The organism is Methylocapsa sp. S129, from assembly GCF_009765995.1.
In the GTDB taxonomy this organism is placed as follows: domain Bacteria; phylum Pseudomonadota; class Alphaproteobacteria; order Rhizobiales; family Beijerinckiaceae; genus Roseiarcus.
This window is the reverse complement of the sequence record NZ_LMUI01000046.1, coordinates 19,588-37,288: the sequence shown is the minus strand read 5'-3', so window position 1 is coordinate 37,288 and position 17,701 is coordinate 19,588. Positions and strand designations below refer to the sequence as shown.

Genomic DNA, 17,701 nt, shown 5'->3' with positions numbered 1-17,701 from the left:
AGTCCTCAATGAGCTTGGCTTTTGCAAAAGCCGCCCCGCTTGAAAGTGGCGAGCAATTCTCTTATAACAAATGAATTCGTCAATCGCAAATGGCACGAATCGGCCGTACCGTCGTTTCGTCGTTGTCGGTTGGGCTTTGAGAAATGGCGGTGAGATTAGATGACGGAAGCACAAATACAGTCGGATGACATGGGCGTCTATGACGTGATCGTCGTTGGCGCCGGCGCAGGGGGACTGTCGGCCGCGATCACCGCTCGCTCGCTAGGTCTGAGCGTCGCGATCGTGGAGAAGGAGCCCGTATATGGTGGGACGACCGCCAGGTCTGGCGGATGGCTTTGGATTCCATGTAATTCGTTAGCCAAGGAGGAGGGAATCAAGGACACTCGAGAGGCCGCTTACACCTATTTGCGCCACGAGGCGGGAAACTATTTTGACGAGAGTCGCGTCAACGCGTTCCTCGACAACGGTCCAAAGATGGTCGACTTCTTCCACAAAGAGACCGCAGTTAAGTTCTATCTCGGACCAACTTTCGCAGACTACCACGCTGAGGCACCAGGGGGCGTTGTTGGTGGCCGGTCGATTTGCGCCCAACCATTCGACGGACGAGAGCTCGGTGGACGGATAAAGACACTCCGTCCGCCACTTCCGGAAATCACATTGCTGGGGATGATGCTGGGTTCGAACAAGGAAATCCGGCACTTTCTCAACGCGACGCGCTCTATCAAGTCGATTTTCATCGTAGCGGGTCTTCTGCTGAAATATGCGCGCGACTTGGCGTTCCATGGCCGCGGTATGCGATTGACAAACGGAAATGCGTTGGCGGGAAGATTGGCTAAAGCTGTCTTCGATTTGAATATTCCTATCTGGCTGTCGTCACCAGTTAAGGAGCTTCAAGAGGACGGCCAAAGAACGGTCACTGGCGTCGTGGTGGAACGCGAGGGAAAGAGGGTTTCGCTGACTGCTCGTCGCGGCGTTGTTCTCGCCGCCGGCGGTTTCCCACATGATATGGCGCGCCGAGCGAAACTATATCCGCACCTTCTGAATGGCTCCGAACACTGGTCGCCGACGTCACCGGCGAGCACTGGCGATGGTATTCGACTGGGAGAGGCGGCTGGCGGGGAGATTAATTCGGCCGTCGGCAGTCCCGCCGCTTGGGCCGTTGTATCAAAGGTTCCTCATCGCGACGGAACGACGGGCCTGTTTCCCCATTTCATCGACCGTCAAAAGCCGGGGATTATCGCAGTGACCAGGAAGGGACTTCGCTTTGTTAACGAAGGGAATTCCTATTTCGATTTCATCTCCGCGATGATTCATGTGTGTCAGGATACAGCAGACTGCTCGGCATTCCTGATTTGCGATCATGCAGCTTTGAGGCGTTATGGGATGGGGTTCGTAAAGCCCTACCCATTGCCCTACTCGCACCACGTGCGTTCGGGCTATCTCTTGAAGGGCAAAACTCTTGATGACCTGGCCACTGCGGCCGGCATCGATGTCGCGAACTTTAAGAAGACGGTGGTTGACTACAACGTGCACGCACGCGCTGGGCAGGATCCGCAATTCGGTAAGGGCACCACGGCGTATAACCGCTATTTGGGTGATCCCGACCACAAACCTAACCCGTGCGTTGCGCCAGTCGAGCAGGGACCTTTCTATGCGATTAGGGTCTTCCCGGGCGATCTCGGAACATTCATCGGTTTGAAGACCGATCGATATTCTCGGGTCTTGAACTCCGATGGTGAGCCCGTGCTTGGTCTTTATGCCGTTGGTAACGACAACGCGAGTGTGTTTGGCGGAAACTACGTCGGCGGTGGGACCACTCTCGGACCAGCGATGACATTTGGCTACATCGCTGCTCGGCACTTAGCCGAGGCGCGCGCGTAGCAGTTGTTCGGCGCCCTGCCAAGGACTGTGAGCCTTGAGCGACGAACACCAATAGATATCGGCAGATGGCCGCGACTATAGCACCCGACCAACGATCAGAGCGACGGCCTCTGTTTGTGCCAGTCGGTGACTGCTTGAAAGGCAGAAGCTGCCCGAATAAAGGCAGCTTCATCGAAATGCCTTCCGACGAATTGGAATGCGATCGGCGCGCGCGGCTGTGTCCGAGGATTTGGAGTGATCGAACCAGGGTCGCGTTCTAACGTTCTAACCTCGAATTGACCGCGGTTTCGAAGTGCCTCCAAGCGGTTGTCGAAGTCAGCTTAGAAGATCAGATGTGCACCCCGGCCACCCAGAGGTGCGGGACAGCCGCGTGCGCCTGCGCTACGAAGCGACCCGACGGACTCTGGGCGGTCGACGTCGACGGTAGGGGCAACGCAAAATGCGAGGTCGCCCTCAATTTCCACTCGACGCGTTGGGCCTGGCGGCTTAAAAAGAGGTATGTCCATTAAAGCTGCCAAATCGGACCGGCAAATACCGCGCAAGGTTGTGATCGTCGCTTACGAGGCAGCCAACTTGATGGACATTTCCGGGCCGCTACAGGCCTTCAGCGACGCTCGCTTCGAAAATGGTCGTCCCGCCTATCAGGTCGTGCTGGCGTCGGAGGCGGGCGGCTCCGTCGTCACCGACACTGGCGTGAAGCTGGAGACTGTGCGCCTAGATAGAACAGTTCTTAGCTCCGTCGACACGCTGCTCGTTGCGGGCGGCGATCTAGAAATTGTGCCCATCGCGACCGTATCGCTCCGAGCCAAGCTGGCCAAATATCTCGACCGACCGCGTCGATTGGGCTCTATCTGCACAGGGGCGTTTGTTCTCGCCGAGCTTGGGGTTCTGGATCGCCGCGAGGCGACAACGCACTGGGCCTTCTGCAGCCGCCTCGAGGCCCAGTATCCGACCATAAAGGTTAAGCCCGACGCGATTTTTGTCACCTCGGATCATATCTGGACATCTGCCGGGGTCTCTGCAGGGATCGACATGGCGCTGGCGATGATCGAGGATGATCTGGACCATTTGGCCGCGCTCAATGTCGCCCGAGGAATGGTGCTTTTTCTGAAGCGGCCAGGCGGCCAGTCGCAATTTAGCGCCGAACTGCGCGGGCAGATGCGTGACGCACACGGCAGATTCGGTGATCTCCATGATTGGATCCGCGGCAATCTCAACGCAGACCTGTCAGTTCCCGCGCTGGCGGAAGCGGCAAAGATGAGCCCGCGGAACTTTGCTCGTGTCTATACCCGCGAGACCGGGGAAAGCCCGGCGCGGGCGGCTGAGAAGCTCCGCACTGAAGCGGCCAGACGCCTTCTCGAGTCGGCGCACGCCCCTATACATGTCGTCGCACATTGCGCCGGTTTTGGCGACGATGAACGCCTGCGCCGCGCATTCGTGAGAACTTATAGGGTGTCTCCTCAGGACTATCGCAGTCGTTTTGGGCCCCTGCGCGCTTGAGACGCAGTCCAAATTGACGCTGGAACACTCGCGAATTCAGTTGTCCTAAAACGAGGGGTATTTGTCATTGCTGCCACAAGTGGGCGGAAATATCATTTTTGCAGAAATGAGCCAGATGTTCGAGGACAACACGTGAGCGCCCCAGTTACTATCAGAGGCATTGTCGCGCCGGACTCGGGACTCGCGCGAAAAACCGCTGCGCTTGCTGCGCAAGCCCATTCGGACGCGATCCTAAATCACGTCCACCGGACATGGTGGTTCGGGGAGTTCATTGGCAAGAAGCGGGAGATGAAATACGATCGTGAGCTGGTGTATGTTGCGTCATTGCTTCACGACCTGGGCCTTTCGGAGCATCACGCCGCCGACAAGCGCTTCGAAGTTGACGGTGCCGACGCTGCGAGCAAGTTCCTGCACGCCCACGATTATCCAAAAGCTAAAACCGACATCGTCTGGGATGCTATTGCTCTTCACTCTGCCGCTGATATTGCCGAACTTAGGGAGCCTGAGGTCGCGCTTGTCCACTTCGGCGCCTTTGTCGACGTCATGGGATTTCGGATGGAAGAAATCTCACCTCAACTGATCGACGATACGATCGCGCTCTACCCGCGGCTCGGCTTCAAGAAAGCGTTTTCGGAGGCGCTGGCCGAGGTCGCCAGGAAGAAGCCGCATACTGCAATCGGTACGGGTTTGGCCGACCTCGGGCGCCGCCTAGTGCCGGGTCTTGAGATCCCGAACGTGTGCGACATTATCCTCGGGGCGCCATTCGAGAGCTGATGCGTGAGCAGCCCGGTCTGGCGGGCCTTGTGGTGGGTCATGGCCGGTGACCGCGGGAGCGTGAATGTACGCTTAAGAGGTCGATCGTCGCCTTTTGCGCTCCAGCATCTCCAATATGTGATAACTGCGGCGGACCAGGGCAGCTTTCGACGAGCCGCGATTTGCAATTCGTCATCGCCACCGGGCTACGACGATACGTGCACGAAGGCTTTGGCATCGGCGGCCAGGTAGTCGGTCGCCTTTTGGGGGCGGTGGTTGATCTCCCACCGACTGCCGCCCCTTCCTAGGCTCCCGCTAGGGCTTAGGATGATAAAGCCGGCCTCTATCGGCTGTTCAGAGGACTAGCCGCGATGTCTGCCCGCGAGATCAACGACCCATTGCAGTTGAGGGAATCCGAAGACGAGGGTGGAGGCATCGATTTCCGCTCGGCGTGTAGTTGTTTTCAAAGCGTCGAGAATTATGGCCCGCCGGCTCAATATTCTGTCGCGTCTCGCTGAGCGATTGGCTGCATATTGATCATGGCCGATGACCTCAAAAGCACAAATTCGTTACTCACAGGTCGATCACCGGCTTTCACGCTCCAGCATCTTCGATACGCGATTTCGGCGGCGGATCACGGCAGTTTCCGGCGGGCCGCGGATGCATTGCTCCTTCGACAATCCACGCTTAGCCGCCGTATTCGTCAGCTTGAAGATTCGGTTGGCATGGTCGTATTCGAGCGATCGAGTGGAGGGGTAAGCGCGACGACCTCCGGGCGGGAATTCCTCCGGGTTGCGCGGTCGATCCTCGAGCAGCTGGACGCATTGCTAGCGACGACGCATAGCGCGGGCCGAGGCGAGGCGGGCCAGCTCGCGATCGGTTTCTACACGTCACTGTCGGCTGGAAACTTTCGCGCTTCGCTCATGGATTTTCGACAACGATTTCCTCAGATCGAAATCGAGATGATCGAAAAGTCGAGGCGTCGTCTCGTCACAGCGCTTCGTAACGGCGTCGTCGACATCGCGATCGTTACCGGCGCCGCTCCATTGCCCGAATGCCTCAGCGTTTCGCTTTGGAGTGAGCGAATTATGGTCGCGCTTTTGGAAAACCATCCGCTCGCCAAGAAGGAGCTCATCTACTGGACGGACCTCAAAGCGGAGAGGGTCCTTCTGAGCCGCCGAGATCCAGGTCCAGAACTTGAGGATCTGATCACGGCGAAATTGGCGTCGCCCGTAGATCGACCAAGAATCTTTTTCCACGATGTGTCTCGCGGCAGTCTTTGGAACCTCGTTGGAGCCGGATTCGGCATCACGTTGCTAACCGAAGCCACCGTTGGCACCAATTTCGTTGGCGTCGTCTACAAAGATATTCGGGACACCACGGAGCCAACGCGGATCGGCTATTCCGCTCATTGGAGAGCGGACAACGAAAACCCGGCCTTGGCGAGTTTCCTCAAGATTCTTTCGGAGCGCTATCCCTTGCCGACCATCGGTGCTTGATTGGCGCGCCGCATCTTCGCGAACGTCCGATCCGTCGCCATGAACCGCGCCAGCATCGGCGCGATCAGCTTTGCGGGTTCGGCAATCGACAGTCCCGTTTCCCGTCCAAGCGCCTGGGCGTAGGCGATGAGATCGCGATGCAGAGCCGCAGGGATTTCGATGGCGAGTCTCACGGGCTTGTCGTCGGCGATCGCGCCGAGCTTCAGCTTGGGCGTCTTCATAGGCTCATCCTGGATAGGGTTCGAGCACCAGATCGCGGTTGACGATCACCCGCACGGGAAAGCCGGGCCGGATCGTAATCGTCGGCTGGATATTCAAGGAACGGCTTACGACCTGCTGGCCAACTTGGTTCACGCCTTGCGAGCCGCCTTGCTGGATTGCCTGAACGAGCGAATTCCCATTGTTGCTCATGCCGACCTCGGAGCCGACGCTCAGCACGGTCGAAAGGATGGCCGCCTTGAACAGCATGCCCCAATGGTAATCGACCTGATCTTCGAGGCCGGCATAACCTTCCGTGTCAGCGCCGGGCTGGCGTTCGAGGACGATCGAACGGCCGTTGGGCATGATCAGCCGGTTCCAGACCAGGAGAGCACGCGACTGGCCGAAGGCCACCTGCGCATCGTACTGGCCGATCAGCCGCGCCCCCTGCGGGATCAGCAGAAACTTCCCCGTCGGCGAATCGTAAACGTCCTCCGTCACCTGCGCGGTGACTTGGCCGGGCAAATCGGAACGAAGGCCGGTGAGCAATGCCCCCGGAATCACAGCGCCTGCCTGCAGCACATAGGGACTGGCCGGCGCCTCGACGCGGTCTGGGCTGACGGTCCGGCGGTCAACGTTTCCGTTCAGGAAGGCGAGCTTGTGATCCTGCGAGGTCAGATCGTTTGAGGCGGCCGCAGCCGCCGCGGCGACGGCCTGTGCGGGCGCCGGGAGAGACGCCGGGATGATCGGTCCGACATTGGTCGTCGCGAAGAGATGGCTCGTCAGCGCCGCCTCCGCTTCCTGCGCCTCGCGCTGCTGGGTTGGATCCGAAGCCATGCTGGGCGCTGGAGCGCCGGCGTTGAGGATCGGCCTGCCGAGATCGCCTGGCAGCGGTGGCCCTAGCTTGGGCGTTCCGTGCGGCAGCCCCGAATAATCTTGGGGCAGATTGGCGAGCCCGTCCGGCGTATTCCGATTGTCGGTGCTGTAGAGTTCTGAGCCCACCGGCTTCCGCTGCGGCTGCAGAGCGAGAAAGAGAGCGCCGCCGATGCCAACCGCCACGACCGCGCCAAGGCCTATGACCACTCTTCTCGAGAGCCGTGTCACCGGAGATCGGTGGGAGCGCAGGCGCATCTCCTGCGGCGGCCGCTCGCCTCTGACGGGCGGCGGCGCTTCTTCGCGCGGGGCATCCGTCACTGCTGCGGCCTCCCGTCGGTGCGCACGATCCGCACCTTCTTCTGATGCTCGCCGCCGAGCCTGAGCTCAGCTGCGGCGAACAGGCGATCGACGATCATATGATGGTCTTGCACGCGATAGTTCACGAGTTCGGCGCCGCCCTCCGCGCCGATCACCCAGAGCGGGGGCATTTCTCCGCGGCGGATTCCGGTAGGAAACTCGATGAACACCTGCCGCCCGTCGTCGAAAGCGCGGAGCGGTCGCCAGGGAGGCGTGTCGCCTTCGATTTCGTAGCGGAAGTTCAGCGCATTGACGTCGACGCCGGTCGCGACCGGGGCGGCAGCATCGGCGACGACGTTCTGCTGGCGCAGCGCGATCAACTGGTCCTGCGAATAGGTCCAGGACACTGAGGCCATGTAGGTCTTATCGTCCGACCGCAGCTCGAGATGGTAGGTGCGCCGATCCGTGTTGACGATGAGATTGCTCATCAAGTCCGGCCGCGTCGGTTTGACCAGGATGTGGACGCGCTTGGCGGCGCCCGTTCCGCTCTCGGTGTCACCGACGATCCAGCGCACGGTGTCGCCGGCGGCGACGGGACCTGAACCGACAAGCTGCTCGCCGGGTTCAAGCGTGATGTCCGTGATCTCGCCCGGCGCGGCATAGACCTGATAGAGCGCGCCTTCGGAGAACGGATAAACCTGGATCGCATTGAGATAGCCCGCGCGCGTCGGCTGAATACGCGCCTCGTCATTGGCGTGGTCGACCCGGGCGCGGGGATCGGCGGCCTCGGGCGGCTCTGTCTTCGCGCCCGGCAGCGGCTTCAACTGGCCAGGCAGGGGAAGAAGCTTGGGAACCTCGACGACCTTCACGGGCTTCGGCGGATTGGGCTGCAGCACCGCTGAGCGCGGCGTGTCGTCGTAAGCGATCTCCGGCGGCTTCCACGCCGTCGTGCAGGCGCCGAGCGAGAGCCCAGACGTCAGAAGGATCGTGAGAGAGAGGATACGCATCAGCCAAGCTCCTTGGACCAGTTGAGGGCGTGGACGTAGACGCCGAGCGGGTTCTTCTTCAGCCGGTCTGCGTCGGTCGGTGGCTGCACGACGATGGTCACAATCGCGCTCCAGCGTTCGGTGGCGGTCAGCGCGTCGTCGACATAGCGCCGCTCGGTCCAGGCGACGCGGAAGCTGTCGCTCGAGGCGCGGATGACGCTGGCCACGTCAATCGACACCTGCGTCTTGTCGATCTTGGAGAAGGGGTCGTTGGTGCGCGCGTAGTCGTTGAGCGTGAGCGCGCCCTTGTCGGTGACGTAATTGTAGGCCTCTAGCCAGTTCTGCCGCAGCACGACCGGATCGGCGGGAATGCCGCGCACCTCCTGGACGAAACGGGCGAGATGCCAGGCGATCTGCGGATCGGTCGGCCGATAGTCGGCGATCGCCGGCGCGACGGCCTGCGACTGGCCGAGCTTGTCGACCTGCACCACCCACGGCGTCACCGTTCCGCGCGCGGATTGCCAGACGAGGCCCGCGGTGAGCCCACCGCTGAGGAACAGCATGCCGAAGAAGGCGAGCCGCCAGTTCCTGGCCTGGACGCGCGCGGAGCCGATGCGCTCATCCCAGACCTGGCCGGCTCTTTGATAGGGCGTCTCGGGTTCGGGGGTCCGGCCATAACGCACGGTCGGTCGCTGGAACATTCTTCAGTCTCCTTCAGAGAGATCGACGCCGCCGCCGCTGCTCGGATGATCGCCTGAGCGAAGGGCATGCTCGACGGCGCTGACGCCACGGCTGATGGCTTGATTGCGTTTCATGCGCCGCACCCACGCCGGCGGGCCGGAGCCCTCGGCTTGGCCGGGAGCGCTCGAAGCTTGTGAGCTTGCTCCTCCCGTCGCGGCCTGGCTTTCGGCAGCAGGGTCTCCGCCGACGCTGGACGCAGCCGCCCGAAGCGGACTGGTGGCGGAGGACGCGTCGGCCTCGGCGCCTGCGGCAACGCTGCCACCGCGAAAGGCGGTCGCGGCTCCGCCGATTACGGATGCGCCCGATCGCGCGCCGCTCGCGATCGCGCTGCCGGCTGCGCCGATGCCGCCCGCCGCCAGGCTCGCTCCGGCAAAGCCAACGCCGGCGACCGCCATACCCGTTCCGACGGCCGCGCCGGCTCCAAGCTGCGGGCCGCCGGCGATCAGGCCGTTCGCAATGCCGGGTCCGAAGATCGTGAGGCCAAGCATCGACAGAGCCGCGAGGATCAATGTCAGGGCGTCGGTGATCGTCGGCGGGTTATTCAGGACGCTGGTGAACTGGCCAAAGATCGTCGAACCGATGCCGACGATCACAGCGAGCACGAGAATCTTCACGCCCGACGAGACGACATTGCCCAACACCCTCTCCGCCAGAAAGGCAGTACGCCCGAAAAGACCGAAGGGTACGAGGACGAAGCCAGCCAGCGTCGTCAGCTTGAACTCGATCAGGCTGACGAAGAGCTGAATCGCCATGACGAAGAAGCTGATGACCAGGATGGCCCAGGCGAGCAGCAGGATGACGATCTGGACGAAATTGTCGAAGAAGCTGGCGAAGCCCATCAACCCGGATATCGAGGTAAGGATCGGCTGGCCCGCGGTTACGCCAACCTGGGCGATGCGGCCCGGCTGAAGAAGCTGCGCCTGGCTCATAGTGCCGCCGCTGGCTTCGATGCCGAGGCCGGCCAAGGAGTTGTAGATGATCTGCGCCAGATTGTTGTAGTTGCCGATGATGAAGGCGAAGACGCCGATATAGAGGGTCTTCTTGATCAGCCGGGCGAGCACGTCCTCGTCAGGCGCCATCGCCCAGAGCAGGCCGGCCAACGTGATGTCGATGCCGATCAGCACGCCGGCCAGCCAGCGCACATCGCCCTGCACGAGGCCGAAGCCGGAATCGATATATTGGGTGAAGACCCCCAGGAAATTGTCGATGACGCCTGTGCCGCCCATCGTCAGCGATCCTCGACCCTGGTGGTGGCCTTATGTTCGGTCGTTGGATCGATCGAGTTCGCGTCCGTAGGAGGAGCCGCGAAGAAGCGTCGACGATTCTCAGCCCAGGCGGCTTTACAGGCGGGGTCGTCCTCCGCGGCCATGCCGATGCCCTGACAGCGCGCGAGCTCTCGCACGAGCGGATCACTTGGCGCCGAAGCAGGAGGCATAGGCGCAGGCGCGACCTCATCGCCGCGCCGCAAATGGACGGCGAACACCACAACGATCGCCGCGACAGCGACGAAACCGAGTGCGCGGCCGAACGGGCCGATATTTGGAATCGGGCGGCGCATCAGTGGAACATCTGCGCGGAGCCGGCTTGATAGCCCCCGCCGTAATTGAGAAAGTTGGTAAGCTGCTGCTGCGCCTGCGCCTGGTTCGCGACGACGCGCGCGCCTTCCAGGCTCTGTGCGTGCGCGATCGCCGCCATGACCGCGGTCAGATCGGCGAGCTGCGTCGTTTGCAGCGCGATCAGTTGGTTGCCGGACTGGGCGGCCTGCAGCGCGCCTGCGGCCGACTGGCTCGACGAGGTCAGCGCGCTGATCTGTGTGCGCGTCGTGTCGAGGTTCTGCACGACGCCCGCCTGCACCTGCATCGCGTTCTGAAAGCCGGTGAGCGAGTTCTGCCATCGGGTTTGCGCAGCGGCCAGGAGCTGCTGTGAGGATGTGGAACTGGAGTAGGTTTGGGGATAGGCCTGCGTGAAGGCCTGGTTGATGGTGGTGACGCTGTAGGCGATGCCCTGGGCCTGGGCGAGAAGCTGCTCGGTTCTCGTGATCGACTGCTGGAGCTGGGCGAGCGAGGAATAGGGCAGGCTAGCCAGGTTCTTCGCCTGATTGATCAGCGACGTCGCTTGATTCTCGAGGCTCTGAATCTCGTTGTTGACCTGCTGTAGTTCGCGCGCGGCGGTGAGCACGTTCTGCGAGAAGTTCGTCGGATCGTAGACGATCAATTGCGCCCGCGCGGGGAGGATCGCGGTGGCAACCGAGAGAAGCGCGGCGCCGGCGAGGAGCGCAGCGCGCAGACGATTGATCATTGGGATATCTCCTGAACGTCGTTGACGAGCATGTCCGCCGCCCAGCCAAGGCCCTTGCCGCGAAGCCATGCGGCGGCGAATCCTGCGCGGCCATGCGCGGCGAGCGCCTCCGCAATGGCGGTCTGGTCGGTCTTGGAAGAGGCGGCTGCGAAGGCGAGCGCGACCTCGCTCAAGCCGAGATCGAACAGGCGATTGCCGCGGCGGGACTGGCAGTAATAATCGCGCTTCGGCGTCGCGAGGCTGAGGATCTCGATCTGACGATCATTGAGGCCAAAGCGGCGATAAATGGTCGCGATTTGCGGCTCGAGCGCGCGTTCGTTAGGAAGGAATATGCGCGTCGGGCAGCTCTCGATAATCGCCGGCGCGATCGCCGAACCGTCGATGTCGGCGAGCGACTGAGTGGCGAAGATGACCGAGGCGTTCTTCTTCCGAAGCGTCTTCAGCCATTCGCGGAGCTGGCCGGCAAAGCCCTTGTCGTCGAGCGCCAACCATCCCTCGTCGATCATCAGCAAGGTGGGGCGGCCGTCGAAGCGATCCTCGATGCGATGAAAGAGATAGGATAGGACGGTCGGCGCCGCGCCGGAACCGATGAGGCCCTCCGTCTCGAAGGCCTGGACCTCGGCTTCACCGAGGCGCTCGGTCTCCGCATCGAGCAGGCGACCCCAGGGACCGGCCACGGTGTAGGGCTGCAAAGCCTGCTTCAGCGCGTTCGACTGCAGGAGAACCGACAGGCCGGTGATGGTCCGTTCCGCAATCGGCGCGGAGCTCAGCGAAGTCAGCGCCGACCACAGATGCTCCTTGAGCTCGGGCGTGATCGCCACCGTTTCGCGGGCGAGCAGCGTCGCAATCCAATCGGCCGCCCAGGCGCGTTCGCCGGGCTCATCAATGCGGGCGAGCGGCTGCAAGGCGACGGGCTCGGTGACGTCGTCTGCCAGCGCACCGCCGAGATCGTGCCAATCGCCGCCCATGGCGAGCGCCGCCGCGCGGATCGAGCCACCGAAGTCGAAGGCGAAGATTTGCGATCGGGGATAGCGGCGAAACTGCAGAGCCATCAGCGCCAGCAGCACGCTTTTGCCGGCGCCGGTCGGGCCGACGATCAGGGTATGGCCGACGTCGCCGACATGGAGCGAAAATCGGAACGGCGTCGCCCCTTCGGTCTTCGCAAGGAGGAGCGGCGGCTCCTGAAAATGCTCATCCCTTTCCGGCCCCGCCCAGACCGCCGAGAAGGGCATCATATGGGCGAGATTCAAGGTCGAGATCGGCGGCTGGCGGACATTGGCGTAGACGTGGCCAGGCAGGCTGCCGAGCCAGCCCTCGATCGCGTTGACCGTCTCGCGCATGCAGGTGAAGTCGCGACCCTGCACGGTCTTCTCGATCAGACGCAGCCGATCGTCGGCGATTCCGGCATTCTCGTCCCAGACCGTCACGGTCGCGGTGACGTAGGCCTCGCCGACGAGATCGGAGCCGAGCTCCTGCAAGGCCATGTCGGCGTCGAGGGCCTTGTTGGCGGCGTCCGAGTCCATCAGCACCGAGGCCTCGTTGGTCATTACCTCCTTCAGGATCGCCATGATCGACTTGCGCTTGGCGAACCACTGCCGGCGGATGCGGGCGAGCACCCTGGTGGCGTCGGTCTTGTCGAGGCAGATGGCGCGCGTCGCCCAGCGATAAGGGAAGGCCAGCCGGTTGAGATCATCGAGCAGACCGGGCCAGGTCTGCGACGGGAATCCCATGATGGTCAGCGTGCGCAGATTGGCGCGGCCGAGCCGCGGCTCGAGGCCTCCGATCAGATCCTCATCGGCTAGGAAGGCGTCGAGATGCATCGGGGTCTCAGGCACCCGCACACGCTGCCGGCGCGTCGAGATGCAGGAATGGAGATAGGTCAGCGTCTCCTCGTCATCGAGCCATTCGGCCTCTGGCATGAACCCCTCGATCAGCGCCAGCACGCGGTCGCTGCGGTCGATGAATCCAGCGAGGGCTCCGCGCCAGTCGGCGCCGCCACCGGCGCGGTTCTCGTAGAGCCACGCCTCGGCGCGCGCGGCATCTTCGGCAGGCGGCAGCCAGACCAGCGTCAGGAAATACTGGCTTTCGAAATGTGCGCTTTCTTCCTCGAACTGCGCTCGGCGCTCGGCGTCCACCAGTCTCGATGCGGCATCAGGAAAGACGCTTTCGGGATAGCGATTGCCTGGCAGGCGCTGCGCCTCGACGAAGATCGCCCAGCCCGAGCCTAAGCGACGAAGCGCGTTGTTGAGGCGGCCGGTGATCGCGACAAGCTCGGCTGATGTCGCGGAATCGAGATCGGGGCCTCGAAACCGCGCGCTGCGCTGGAACGAGCCGTCCTTGTTGAGGATGACGCCCTTCTCGACCAGCGCCGCCCAGGGCAGGAAGTCGGCGAGCGTCTGAGAGCGGCGGTGGTATTCGGCGAGGTTCATCATCGCTGCGCCTCACGCGGTCATATGCTGGGGGTAGCGCAGATGGCGGCGAACCACGTCGACGAAGGCGGGATCGCGCTTGGCGGCCCAGACTGCGGCGAGATGCCCGATCAGCCAGATCGCTGCGCCGACGATCCAGAGGCGGAGGCCAAGACCGACCGCTGCGGCGAGGGTGCCGTTGATGATGGCGACCGCGCGTGGCGCGCCGCCGAGGAGGATCGGCTCGGTGAGCGCGCGATGGACGGGCGCGTAGAAGCCGGCGATTGCGTCGGACTGCTCCATCAGATCAGCGCTCCGCCGCCGAACTGGAAGAAGGACAGAAAGAACGAACTCGCGGCGAAGGCGATCGACAGGCCGAACACGATCTGGATGAGGCGGCGAAACCCACCCGAGCTCTCGCCGAACGCCAGCGTCAAGCCGGTCATAATAATGACGATCACCGACATGACTTTCGCGACCGGCCCTTGAATCGATTCCAGGATCTGATTGAGCGGCTGCTCCCACGGCATGTTCGAGCCGGCCGCGAAGGCGGGTCCCGTGACAAACATCACGGCGGCGAAGGCGGAGACCGCCAGCATCCGGCGGTGCAGACTTTGGAATGGCGGCATCATGGTTCTCCTGCGGGCTTGAGCACGTAATCGCCGTTGGAGCTCAGCCCCTTCACCGCGGCGAGCTCGACGAGCCTGCGGGCGGAGCCGCGGCCGGCGAGGACAGCGATCAAATCGATGGTTTCGGCGATGAGGGCGCGTGGAACAGTGACGACCGCCTCCTGGATGAGTTGCTCCAGCCGGCGCAGCGCGCCGATCGCCGAGCCCGCGTGCAGCGTGCCGACCCCGCCGGGATGGCCCGTGCCCCAGGCTTTGAGAAGATCGAGCGCCTCGGCGCCGCGCACTTCGCCGACCGGGATGCGGTCCGGCCGCAACCGGAGTGCGGAGCGCACGAGGTCGGAGAGCGAGGCCGCGCCGTCCTTGGTTCGCAGCGCGACCAAGTTCGGCGCGGCGCATTGCAGTTCTCTTGTGTCCTCGATCAGCACCACGCGATCATTGGTCTTGGCGACCTCGGCGAGGAGCGCATTGACCAAGGTGGTCTTTCCGGTCGACGTGCCGCCTGCGACGAGGATGTTCTTGCGTTCGCGAACGCCGTCGCGGAGCAGCTCCGCCTGGGCGTCGGTCATAATGCCGGCCGCGACATAGTCAGAAAGCGTGAACACCGCGACCGCCGGACGGCGGATCGCAAAGCACGGCGCGGCCGCCACAGGCGGGACCAGGCCCTCGAAGCGCTCCCCGCTTTCCGGCAGTTCCGCCGAGACCCGCGGCGATCCCGCATGGACCTCGACGCCGACATGATGGGCGACAAGGCGAAGGATCCGCTCGGCGTCCGCCGGCGCGACGCGGCAACCGGTGTCCTCCAATCCCCCCGACAGTCGATCGATCCAGAGCCGGCCATCGGGATTGAGCATCACCTCGACGACACTGGCGTCTTCGAGATAGCCTGATATCGCGGGCCCGAGCGCCGTGCGCAACATGCGCGCGCCACGAGCAAAGGCCTCGGATCGAAAGGGAACGGCAGTCAATTGAACCCCGCAATCTCGCCTCATCGAGGCGATGGATCAGCGGGTCGACTAAAGAGAGGCGAAAGCGGGGAAGCGCAACAAGAGCGAGAGGAGGGTAGGGCCGTGGCGTAGAAAGACAGGAGGATGGCGGATTCGATGTTATGTCGTCTCGCCTGGCTTGGCGTTCACCGATCGAGCGGGATCGACATCCATCACGACCTCTTCGGCGAGCGTACGCCCTCGCGCCAATCGCCGACCCAAGGCCTCCACAAAGCCCTCATAGCGCTCCCTGCCCTTGGCTTGCGCGGCGGGCAGGGCGGTGTCGGGCAGGGGCGGCGTGCTCGTCAGCCAGAAGCGGACGAACACCGCTAGCGCCTCGTTCGAAATCGTGACGTGGCGTTCGAGCCGCTCGAGATGCCGCGTCATCCGATCGAGCCGCCGCGCCAGCGCCGCCTCGAGCCGATCGGCGCCGTCGGGCGAAAGATGCGAGGCGAGGGCGGCCTCGACCACCAGCGCCTGCGGCACGCGTTTCCTCGCGGCGTAGTCAGCGAGCTTGAGGGCGAGATCAGGTGGCAGGCGAAATGTGTGCTTGGTGCGCATCGACCGTCACATCCGCAAGTCGTCGCCGGGATCGAGCGGGACCTGCCTGACCGCGTTCCCGAAATTGCGCTGCATGACGCGGAGGCGCTGCGCCTCGTCGTCCGGTTCATCGTCTACCGGCTCGAACTCGTGGATCGGGCTTTTCGGCGCCGGCGCGACCTCCTCATGCTCCGGTAGTTCCGGCTCACGACGAATGCCAGCGTTGGCCGGATCCTCGGCCGCTGAACCCTTCGGCGCGGCGACAACCGCGCCGGTCCAATCGCCCTGGTCCAGGTCCCTTGGTTTGCTCGGAGTGATTGAACCCTCGGGAGCCTTCAGAACCGGCGGCGGCAGGATGCGCGCCTTCATCTCCATGTCTTCGAAATAGCGCGCCTTCTTCGCCCGGATCGGATGACAGCCCGAGACCAGCACCAGTTCATCGTCCGGCGGGAGCTGCATCACTTCACCCGGCGTCAACAGCGGCCGCGCCGTCTCCTGGCGCGACACCATCAGATGGGCGAGCCACGGGCTGAGCCGATGGCCCGCATAGTTCTTCATGGCGCGCATCTCGGTCGCCGTGCCGAGCGCGTCGGACACGCGCTTGGCGGTCCGCTCGTCGTTGGTCGCAAAACTCACGCGCACATGGCAATTGTCGAGGATCGAATTGTTCTGGCCGTACGCCTTCTCGATCTGGTTCAAGGACTGGGCGATTAGGAAGCTCTTCAGGCCATAGCCAGCCATGAAGGCGAGCGCGCTTTCGAAGAAGTCGAGCCGTCCGAGCGCCGGGAACTCGTCCAGCATCAGCAGGAGCCGGTGGCGGCGACCCTTCGATTCCAGCTCTTCGGTCAGACGGCGGCCGATCTGGTTGAGGATCAGGCGGACGAGCGGCTTGGTCCGGCTGATATCGGACGGCGGGACCACCAGGTAGAGGCTGGCTGGCGCCTTGTCTTCCACGAGGTCGCGGATGCGCCAATCGCATCGCCGTGTGACCGTCGCAACGACAGGATCGCGATAGAGCCCGAGGAACGACATCGCGGTCGAGAGGACGCCGGAACGCTCGTTGTCACTTTTGTTGAGGAGTTCGCGTGCCGAACTGGCGACGACGGGATGCGCGCCCTGCTTGCCTAGATGCGGCGTCGTCATCATCGCACGAAGGGTCGTCTCGATCGGGCGGCGCGGATCCGACAGGAAATTGGCGACGCCGGCGAGCGTTTTGTCCGCCTCGGCGTAGAGAACGTGGAGAATTGTCCCGACCAGCAGCGAATGGCTGGTCTTCTCCCAATGATTTCGGCGCTCGAGCGCGCCTTCGGGATCGACCAGAACGTCGGCGATGTTCTGGACATCGCGGACCTCCCATTCGCCGCGGCGAACCTCCAGCAGGGGATTGTAGGCGGCGCTCAGCACATTGGTTGGATCGAACAGCAGCACGCGGCCGAAGCGCGCGCGCCATCCAGCGGTCAAAGACCAGTTTTCGCCCTTGATGTCGTGGACGATGGCGGAGCCGGGCCAGGTCAGCAATGTCGGCACGACGAGACCGACGCCTTTGCCTGATCTCGTCGGGGCAAAGCACATCACATGCTCAGGGCCGTCATGCCTGAGGTATTCGTCGCGCCAGCGGCCGATCAGCACGCCGTCGTTTCCCAGAAGGCCGACCTTGTGAACCTCTGGAGCTTCGGCCCAGCGCGCCGATCCGTAGGTCGTGACGCGCTTGGCCTCCCGCGCACGCCACACCGACATCGCAATCGCAATGATAATGGCGGCGAACCCGCCCGAAGCTGCGATATAGGCGCCCTCGACGAAGATATCGCGCGCATAGGCGTCGTAAGCGAACCACCACCAGAAGAAAGCGGTAGGCTGATAGACCGCCCAGCCTAGAATTTCGAACCATGGGTGCCCGAGCTGCGGCTGGAAGGCCAAGCGCCACGCGACCCACTCCGTCGCGCCCCAGACGAAGGTGAGCACAACGGCGCTGACGAGGAGAACCTGACTCCAGAGGATTTTGGTCGCATTCATCGCGGCGAGAGACCAGCCGGGATTGGTCGACGCAGAGCAAGCCCGTATCTGTGGCGGGGGAGAATTAGGCGGGCGTCGGCGGCAAATCGGACGGAGTCG

At 63.1% G+C, this 17,701-nt stretch carries 17 protein-coding genes; 4 read left to right on the top strand and 13 right to left on the bottom strand.

Annotated features, from left to right (window positions below; all coding sequences use genetic code 11):
- Positions 1-159: 159 nt before the first annotated feature.
- The 4 genes from GSQ90_RS23575 (at position 160) to GSQ90_RS23560 (ending at position 5,633) form a co-directional block, all read left to right on the top strand.
- Positions 160-1,881, top strand: coding sequence for an FAD-dependent oxidoreductase (locus GSQ90_RS23575; RefSeq protein WP_158817421.1), 1,722 nt, complete (start codon positions 160-162; stop codon positions 1,879-1,881).
- Positions 1,882-2,379: 498 nt separating this feature from the next.
- A complete protein-coding gene (locus tag GSQ90_RS23570) occupies positions 2,380-3,381 on the top strand; it encodes a GlxA family transcriptional regulator (protein WP_158817420.1) in 1,002 nt (333 codons plus the stop codon).
- 132 nt (positions 3,382-3,513) lie between these two features.
- Positions 3,514-4,155 (top strand): HD domain-containing protein, encoded by a 642-nt coding sequence (locus tag GSQ90_RS23565; protein WP_158817419.1) that lies wholly within the window; start codon positions 3,514-3,516, stop codon positions 4,153-4,155.
- Positions 4,156-4,673: 518 nt separating this feature from the next.
- Positions 4,674-5,633 carry a LysR family transcriptional regulator gene (locus tag GSQ90_RS23560; RefSeq protein ID WP_158817418.1) on the top strand — a complete coding sequence of 320 codons (960 nt, stop codon included), beginning with the start codon at positions 4,674-4,676 and terminating at the stop codon, positions 5,631-5,633.
- Here GSQ90_RS23560 and GSQ90_RS23555 read toward each other — a convergent pair.
- The 13 genes from GSQ90_RS23555 to GSQ90_RS23495 all read right to left on the bottom strand — a co-directional run bounded on the left by GSQ90_RS23555 (position 5,606) and on the right by GSQ90_RS23495 (position 17,602).
- Positions 5,606-5,854 (bottom strand): DUF2274 domain-containing protein, encoded by a 249-nt coding sequence (locus tag GSQ90_RS23555; RefSeq protein WP_158817417.1) that lies wholly within the window; start codon positions 5,852-5,854, stop codon positions 5,606-5,608. The two genes, GSQ90_RS23560 and GSQ90_RS23555, sit on opposite strands and share 28 nt — an antisense overlap.
- 4 nt (positions 5,855-5,858) lie before the next feature.
- Positions 5,859-7,025, bottom strand: a complete 1,167-nt coding sequence (locus GSQ90_RS23550; RefSeq protein ID WP_246731739.1) for a TrbI/VirB10 family protein — start codon at positions 7,023-7,025, stop codon at positions 5,859-5,861.
- A complete protein-coding gene (gene trbG / locus GSQ90_RS23545) occupies positions 7,022-8,011 on the bottom strand; it encodes a P-type conjugative transfer protein TrbG (RefSeq protein ID WP_158817416.1) in 990 nt (329 codons plus the stop codon). Before trbG ends, GSQ90_RS23550 begins: the two co-directional genes overlap by 4 nt.
- On the bottom strand, positions 8,011-8,691 hold the full coding sequence (trbF, locus tag GSQ90_RS23540) for a conjugal transfer protein TrbF (protein ID WP_158817415.1): 681 nt from the start codon (positions 8,689-8,691) through the stop codon (positions 8,011-8,013). The genes trbG and trbF overlap by 1 nt, the downstream gene beginning before the upstream one ends.
- A 3-nt stretch (positions 8,692-8,694) precedes the next feature.
- Positions 8,695-9,957, bottom strand: coding sequence for a P-type conjugative transfer protein TrbL (gene trbL / locus GSQ90_RS23535; RefSeq protein ID WP_158817414.1), 1,263 nt, complete (start codon positions 9,955-9,957; stop codon positions 8,695-8,697).
- Between the two features lie 2 nt (positions 9,958-9,959).
- Positions 9,960-10,289: a putative entry exclusion protein TrbK-alt gene (gene trbK-alt / locus GSQ90_RS23530; RefSeq protein WP_158817413.1), complete on the bottom strand. Its 330-nt coding sequence runs from the start codon at positions 10,287-10,289 to the stop codon at positions 9,960-9,962.
- Entirely contained in the window at positions 10,289-11,029 is a 741-nt protein-coding gene (gene trbJ, locus GSQ90_RS23525; protein WP_158817412.1) for a P-type conjugative transfer protein TrbJ, read from the bottom strand. The genes trbK-alt and trbJ overlap by 1 nt, the downstream gene beginning before the upstream one ends.
- Positions 11,026-13,461 carry a conjugal transfer protein TrbE gene (gene trbE, locus GSQ90_RS23520; RefSeq protein ID WP_158817411.1) on the bottom strand — a complete coding sequence of 812 codons (2,436 nt, stop codon included), beginning with the start codon at positions 13,459-13,461 and terminating at the stop codon, positions 11,026-11,028. The genes trbJ and trbE overlap by 4 nt, the downstream gene beginning before the upstream one ends.
- 9 nt (positions 13,462-13,470) lie before the next feature.
- Positions 13,471-13,740: a VirB3 family type IV secretion system protein gene (locus tag GSQ90_RS23515; RefSeq protein ID WP_158817410.1), complete on the bottom strand. Its 270-nt coding sequence runs from the start codon at positions 13,738-13,740 to the stop codon at positions 13,471-13,473.
- On the bottom strand, positions 13,740-14,036 hold the full coding sequence (locus GSQ90_RS23510; RefSeq protein ID WP_246731748.1) for a TrbC/VirB2 family protein: 297 nt from the start codon (positions 14,034-14,036) through the stop codon (positions 13,740-13,742). The genes GSQ90_RS23515 and GSQ90_RS23510 overlap by 1 nt, the downstream gene beginning before the upstream one ends.
- 29 nt (positions 14,037-14,065) lie before the next feature.
- Positions 14,066-14,983, bottom strand: coding sequence for a P-type conjugative transfer ATPase TrbB (gene trbB / locus GSQ90_RS23505; protein WP_158817408.1), 918 nt, complete (start codon positions 14,981-14,983; stop codon positions 14,066-14,068).
- 186 nt (positions 14,984-15,169) lie between these two features.
- The gene (locus GSQ90_RS23500; RefSeq protein ID WP_158817407.1) at positions 15,170-15,610 is read right to left on the bottom strand and encodes a CopG family transcriptional regulator; all 441 of its coding nucleotides are present in this window, start codon (positions 15,608-15,610) and stop codon (positions 15,170-15,172) included.
- Between the two features lie 6 nt (positions 15,611-15,616).
- Positions 15,617-17,602 carry a conjugal transfer protein TraG gene (locus tag GSQ90_RS23495; RefSeq protein WP_158817406.1) on the bottom strand — a complete coding sequence of 662 codons (1,986 nt, stop codon included), beginning with the start codon at positions 17,600-17,602 and terminating at the stop codon, positions 15,617-15,619.
- Positions 17,603-17,701: the final 99 nt, after the last annotated feature.

Bases quoted from the DNA above. Each gene is read 5' to 3' on its own strand.
- GSQ90_RS23575 (WP_158817421.1), top strand. From the start codon at position 160: ATGACGGAAGCACAAATACAGTCGGATGACATGGGCGTCTATGACGTG.
- GSQ90_RS23570 (WP_158817420.1), top strand. From the start codon at position 2,380: ATGTCCATTAAAGCTGCCAAATCGGACCGGCAAATACCGCGCAAGGTT.
- GSQ90_RS23560 (WP_158817418.1), top strand. From the start codon at position 4,674: ATGGCCGATGACCTCAAAAGCACAAATTCGTTACTCACAGGTCGATCA.
- GSQ90_RS23555 (WP_158817417.1), bottom strand. From the start codon at position 5,854: ATGAAGACGCCCAAGCTGAAGCTCGGCGCGATCGCCGACGACAAGCCC.
- trbG (WP_158817416.1), bottom strand. From the start codon at position 8,011: ATGCGTATCCTCTCTCTCACGATCCTTCTGACGTCTGGGCTCTCGCTC.
- trbF (WP_158817415.1), bottom strand. From the start codon at position 8,691: ATGTTCCAGCGACCGACCGTGCGTTATGGCCGGACCCCCGAACCCGAG.
- trbL (WP_158817414.1), bottom strand. From the start codon at position 9,957: ATGGGCGGCACAGGCGTCATCGACAATTTCCTGGGGGTCTTCACCCAA.
- trbK-alt (WP_158817413.1), bottom strand. From the start codon at position 10,289: ATGCGCCGCCCGATTCCAAATATCGGCCCGTTCGGCCGCGCACTCGGT.
- trbJ (WP_158817412.1), bottom strand. From the start codon at position 11,029: ATGATCAATCGTCTGCGCGCTGCGCTCCTCGCCGGCGCCGCGCTTCTC.
- trbE (WP_158817411.1), bottom strand. From the start codon at position 13,461: ATGATGAACCTCGCCGAATACCACCGCCGCTCTCAGACGCTCGCCGAC.
- GSQ90_RS23515 (WP_158817410.1), bottom strand. From the start codon at position 13,740: ATGGAGCAGTCCGACGCAATCGCCGGCTTCTACGCGCCCGTCCATCGC.
- GSQ90_RS23510 (WP_246731748.1), bottom strand. From the start codon at position 14,036: ATGCTGGCGGTCTCCGCCTTCGCCGCCGTGATGTTTGTCACGGGACCC.
- trbB (WP_158817408.1), bottom strand. From the start codon at position 14,983: ATGTTGCGCACGGCGCTCGGGCCCGCGATATCAGGCTATCTCGAAGAC.
- GSQ90_RS23500 (WP_158817407.1), bottom strand. From the start codon at position 15,610: ATGCGCACCAAGCACACATTTCGCCTGCCACCTGATCTCGCCCTCAAG.
- GSQ90_RS23495 (WP_158817406.1), bottom strand. From the start codon at position 17,602: ATGAATGCGACCAAAATCCTCTGGAGTCAGGTTCTCCTCGTCAGCGCC.